The organism is Anaerolineae bacterium (assembly GCA_016931895.1).
In the GTDB taxonomy this organism is placed as follows: domain Bacteria; phylum Chloroflexota; class Anaerolineae; order 4572-78; family J111; genus JAFGNV01.
Window position 1 is genome coordinate 1 of sequence record JAFGDY010000243.1, and the last position, 5,376, is coordinate 5,376.

Sequence of the window (5,376 nt, forward strand, 5' to 3'; positions counted from 1 at the left end):
ACTGAAACCAGCATAATGTTCATAATGCCGATGCCGCCGACCAATAAACTGATGGCCCCAATAGAGCCCAGGAAGATTGTCAGCGTCGCCGAAATGTCGGCCGCAGTTTCCAGCAAACTGGCCTGATCAAAAATGTAAAAATCATTGTCTTCATCGGCGGTGAGATTATGGCGCAATCGCAGGGTGGTTTCAACTTGTTGTTTGGCGGCCTCAACCTGATCGCTGCTGACCACCTGAATATTGATCGTGGACACGGTATACTCTCCCCGATAGCGCGACGCGTTGAAGAGCCGTCCCTGGGCTACCCCAATGGACACAAAGGCCTGGGTATCAGGGTTGTCTCGGCCAAAACCGCCCATTTCTTCTAACACGCCTACCACCTGAAAAGGTTGGCCGCCAATCCGCACATTTAACCCCACCGGATTCTCATCACCAAAAAGATCAGAGGCCAGCTCCGGGCCAATGACCACCACGTGGCTTTTTTGGGCCACATCTTCCTCGGTCAAAAAACGCCCCGAAGCCACTTTTAGATTGCGCACTTCGGCATAATTTGCGGTAACGCCGTTGATCTGGCTTTGCGTATTGGTATCGCCATAGACCAATTGGGCATAAGCGTTGTACACCGGAGCCACCAGACCCACAGCAGGATGCAAGGTGGTAGCCATTAAAGCTTCAGCATCGCCTATGGTCAGGGTAATGGCCGAACCTCCGGCGCTACTAACCCCGCGGCTGCTGGTGGCCCCCGACATAATTGATAACAAGTTAGTGCCCTGGCTCTCAATATGTTCGGTGATGTTGGCTGTTGCGCCGCGGCCAATGCCCATAGTGGTGAGCACGGCGGCCACGCCAATAATAATGCCCAGCATTGTCAAGATAGCCCGCATTTTGTGGGCAATGATACTTTCCAGGGCCACTTGTAAATATTTAATGACTTTCATTTTCAATCCCCATCATTGGCGCAACTAATTTGTGGCCGTTTTGTTTATCGGAAACAATTTTGCCATCGTTCAAGGTAATAACACGCTCGGCCCGCCGGGCCACAATTGGATCGTGGGTAACGATGATGAGGGTCAAACCCTGGGCGTGGAGTTCGTCAAACAGGTCCATCACTTCGGTGCTGGTTTGGCTGTCTAACGCGCCGGTCGGTTCATCGGCCAAAAGGATGGCCGGCTGGTTGACCAGGGCGCGGGCAATGGCTACCCGTTGCTGCTGTCCGCCGGATAGCTCATCGGGGCGATGGTTGGCCCGGTCGGCCAGCCCTACCCGCTCCAGCGCGGCCAGGGCCATTGCCCGGCTGCGGCGGCCCGAAATTCCGGCATAAAATAAGGGCAGTTCCACCTGGCGGCGGGCGTTGACCCGGGCCAACAAATTGAACTGTTGAAACACAAAACCAATTTCGCGGTTACGCAGGTCGGCCAGCCGGCTTTTGCTCATCTTGCTCGACTCGGCGTTTCGAATTTTGTAAGTGCCGCCGGTGGGCCGGTCGAGCAGGCCAATCATGTTCATCAGCGTGCTTTTGCCGGACCCGCTGGATCCCATCACGGCCACATACTCGCCTTCCTTCACTGCCAGCGAGACGCCGCGCAGGGCATGTACTTCAACATGGCCCATCTGGTACACTTTGGTCATTTCTTCTATTTCAATAAGTGATGTGTTTGGTTTGGTTTGAGTCATGCTTCCATCCTGATTTTTGTATTCGCCGGTTGATTATTTTTCATCAGCAGTAAGTATATCATCTAATTGTGCAGATTTTGTGCAAATTTGAGACGATTCGGTAATTCTCTCCGGCTATTGGGTCTGTTCTGGCGGCCCGGGCAGGACAATGGTAAAAATTGTCCCCTCGCCCGGCACACCCGGGCTGGCCACCGAGATGGTACCACCGTGAGCTTCCACAATGGCGCGGGTGATGGCCAACCCCAAACCCGCGCCGCCTTTATCGCGGCTGCGAGCGGGGTCGGTGCGATAAAAACGGTCGAAAATGTGCAGCAGATGCTCCGGCGGGATACCATCGCCGGTATCGGAAACGGTCAGGCGCACAACGCCGGCCTCGGCTTGAGCGCCAATGGTGATTGCGCCACCCGCCGGGGTGTGGCGCAAGGCATTAGCCAATAAATTTTGCAAAACCTGGCGCAGTCGCGCCGCGTCAACCTGGAGGGAGGGTAAGTTGTGGGGCAAGTCAGTTTCCAGGGCCACTTCTTTGGCCTCGGCCCCCGGCCGAAAAGCATCGCTGGCGGCAGTAACAAGTTGGGCCAGGTCAATTTCCTGAATATCAAGCGGCAGTTGTTTGGCTTCGGCCTGGGCTAATTCGTGCAGGTCGTTCACCAAACGGCTCAAGAAGCGGGTGTGTTCGTACAAACGGGCAATCTCGTTATTATCGCAGGGAAAAACTTCATCTAAAATGCCCCGCATATTTCCTTGCAATACGGTCAACGGCGTGCGCAGTTCGTGGGCCACATCGGCCAGCAGGTTACGGCGTAATTGTTCGGCCTGTTCCAAATCGGTGGCCATCTCATTGAAGGCGCGGGCTACGGCAATCATCTCCGCGCTGCCTTTTTCTTGAACCCGCCGGCTGAGATTGCGGGAGCCAAAGGATTTGGCGGCCTGGGCCAGGTTATTCAACGGAGCCGTCAGCGAGCGGCTCATGAGCACGCCAAACACAATGCCGCTGCCGCTGGCAATAAGGGCGGTCATAAATAAGGCCCTGGCCAGACCAACCACAAAGTCCGGCGGCCCCTCAAAATCTCTTCTAAAAATAGGATCTAAGCCCAGATAGCCCACGGTTTGCCCATTAACCCGGATGGGCAAAAGATTTTCCTGCCTGATCCCATTGAGAGGACGCCCCATTTGGCTGGCTCGAACATGGTAGACCACCTGGCCGGTAGCATCGGCCAAAAAAAAGGCGTTATATCTTTCCTGGGCACTGTCGTCAAAATTATTCTGCGCTCTCAGCAATAATGTTTCGCTGCCGGCCCAACTTTGCCAGGTTTGGTAGTAAAGGGCCAGTTCATCGGCTAAATTAGCCATTGCTTCCAGGCGGTCAAGATTATCCCGAGGCGGGTAGCGATGGCTCAACCAGCCGACAATAGTGCCGGTGAGGGTAATTAAAAAGGCCGTGACAATAACCACGCCGCTAAAACCTAAACTTAAACGGACCCACAGTTTGTTCATTGTTATCCTCAGCAGTAGGGAGCAGGGGAATGGAAACCTTTTCCCCTCCTTTTTACCTCACCTCTCTGCTCACACTTCAACCAGCCGGTAGCCCACGCCATAGACGGTTTGAATGTAGGTTTTTTCGCCGGGCCTGGGTTCAATTTTACGGCGGAGATTGCGCATGTGACTATCCAAAGTGCGCTCTGAGCCTTCGTATTCATAGCCCAGGGCCTGCTCAATCAATTCGCTGCGAGTGAAGGCATAGCCAGGACTTTCCAGCAGAGTTTTTAACAGGCTAAACTCGGTGGTAGTCAATTCGACCGGCTGGCCGTTGACCATTACCTCGCGGCGGTCAAGGTCCATCAGCAAACCGGCCATTTGTAATACGCGAGTTTGTTTGGCAATATTGTTCCCCTGGCTGCGCCGCAAAACACTGCGAACACGAGCCACCACCTCGCGGGGATTGAAGGGTTTGGTGATATAATCGTCCGCGCCCAGTTCAAGGCCGATGATTTTGTCGGTGTCGTCAATGCGGGCAGTCAGCATGATGATGGGTGTGTCGGCTAAAATGGGATCGCTGCGCACCAGCCGGGTGATGTCCCAGCCATCCCGATCCGGCAACATCAAATCAAGCACAACCAGGGTGGGCCGGTCGTGGCGGAGAATATGCATGGCTGTTTTGCCGTCGTAGGCGGTTAACACCTGATAACCGGCCTTTTCCAGATAAGCCCGCACCAGGCGCACAATATCAAGGTCGTCGTCTACCACCAGAATTCGTTGGGCCGCTTTTGGTAATGACATTCTCTTCTCCTACCGATCATTACCATAGTATACCATGTAATTGTGCAGACTTTGTGCAGATTCTGGAAAAAATTATTCCGGCATGTGTCCGGCGAGTGACAGTCACTTTAGAAGTGACTGTCACCCGCGCTTTTACTACGCTTCCGTTTGCCCGTTGACCGGCGCCGGGGAACGATTGGCCCGCCAGCGGCGATAGAAGAAAACACCCACACCCACTAACAAGGCCAGGAAAGCCAGGCGAAATAACCCGCCGATGAACAGGAAGGGGGCGAATCCCCGGTCAAATTGCCGATAACCGGCTTCCCTATGAAAGTGGCGGTCAGGGCCAAACTGACGACCAAAGGTGGGTTGGGCCGGATGGTCAATTACGCCCCGGTCGGGTATGCCATCGCCGTTATCGTCTAGCAATTGCACCTCTACTTGGGCCATCTTTGCGCCGGGCGCTCCCTCCAAACGGTCTCCCCGCCCCGGAAAGCCTCGGCCAAAAGCCATGGGTGGGGCGTCAACCCTGCCTCGGTCGGGCACGCCGTCGCCATTATCATCCGCCAGGGGCACATCCGCCGGGGATGTCCGCCGGGCCGGGCCTTTGTTTAAATCAGCAAGGTAGTTGGCCGAATCCCAGCCAAAAACCTGGTACGCATAAGCGCCCAGGCTCCAGCCGCGCTCGCCGCCGCTACTCCAATAGACTCTATTGCCCCAGCGGAGCATGCCCAGCCCCACCAGCCCAACAATAATAATGATGACACCAATAGTGATTTTCCATTTCTTTGACATTTTGTACCTCCAAAAGTTTTGTTTTGATCAGGATTAGGATTAGGATTGGTGACAGTCACTTTGAAAGTGACTGTCACCAATCCTGTCACCTAATCCGAGTATACCGGGTAATTATCGAGATTTTGTGCAGAATCATTGCAAAAATTGCTGAATTTTTGACCTTTATATTGCCTGCGCGTGAACAATTTCCAGAGTCGCCCTTTGAGGCGTTACAAGCCTCTGCCGCAAGTATCGGCGCAAACAGTAAATGCCCAACCCCATCACGGCTAATGCAACCAGATAACCGGTGTAATTACTAATGGCCTGGCTGACCACTGCCCATTGACTGCCAAAAGTGTAGCCCAGCCCACCATACAACACCAGCCAGGTAAATTCTCCGGCCACATCGTAAGTAAAAAATCTTTGAAACTTGTACCCACTCCCCCCGGCGATGAGGTTGGTAGGAATGGCCAGCGGGGTGAACAGAAAGCGAGTGGCATAAACCGCTACCGCCCCGCTTTGAGCAAACCGCTGCTGCGCCGTTTGCCAGGCGGACGACCGACCAAAACGACGCTGTATCCAGCCGTTGGCAAAACGGCCCAGGGCGTAACCGGCGTTATCGCCCATTACCGCGCCCAACAGCCCGGCCAATAAGGCGGCGCGCCAATCAAT

6 protein-coding genes are annotated in these 5,376 nt (G+C 54.5%); all 6 read right to left on the reverse strand.

Annotated features, from left to right (window positions below; translation table 11 throughout):
- Positions 1-938: ABC transporter permease (locus JW953_18600; GenBank protein ID MBN1994714.1), on the reverse strand; the 938-nt coding region annotated here is incomplete at its 3' end.
- Entirely contained in the window at positions 925-1,674 is a 750-nt protein-coding gene (locus JW953_18605; GenBank protein ID MBN1994715.1) for an ABC transporter ATP-binding protein, read from the reverse strand. The genes JW953_18600 and JW953_18605, both read right to left, overlap by 14 nt.
- Positions 1,675-1,788: 114 nt before the next feature.
- Positions 1,789-3,168, reverse strand: a complete 1,380-nt coding sequence (locus JW953_18610; protein ID MBN1994716.1) for a HAMP domain-containing protein — start codon at positions 3,166-3,168, stop codon at positions 1,789-1,791.
- 69 nt (positions 3,169-3,237) lie between these two features.
- A complete protein-coding gene (locus JW953_18615; protein MBN1994717.1) occupies positions 3,238-3,951 on the reverse strand; it encodes a response regulator transcription factor in 714 nt (237 codons plus the stop codon).
- 135 nt (positions 3,952-4,086) lie between these two features.
- Positions 4,087-4,725 carry a hypothetical protein gene (locus JW953_18620; protein MBN1994718.1) on the reverse strand — a complete coding sequence of 213 codons (639 nt, stop codon included), beginning with the start codon at positions 4,723-4,725 and terminating at the stop codon, positions 4,087-4,089.
- Between the two features lie 162 nt (positions 4,726-4,887).
- On the reverse strand, positions 4,888-5,376 hold a 489-nt coding region (locus tag JW953_18625), incomplete at its 5' end, for a VTT domain-containing protein (GenBank protein MBN1994719.1).

Excerpts from the sequence above, each read along its gene's own strand:
- JW953_18605 (MBN1994715.1), bottom strand. The coding sequence starts at position 1,674 with ATGACTCAAACCAAACCAAACACATCACTTATTGAAATAGAAGAAATG.
- JW953_18610 (MBN1994716.1), bottom strand. The coding sequence starts at position 3,168 with ATGAACAAACTGTGGGTCCGTTTAAGTTTAGGTTTTAGCGGCGTGGTT.
- JW953_18615 (MBN1994717.1), bottom strand. The coding sequence starts at position 3,951 with ATGTCATTACCAAAAGCGGCCCAACGAATTCTGGTGGTAGACGACGAC.
- JW953_18620 (MBN1994718.1), bottom strand. The coding sequence starts at position 4,725 with ATGTCAAAGAAATGGAAAATCACTATTGGTGTCATCATTATTATTGTT.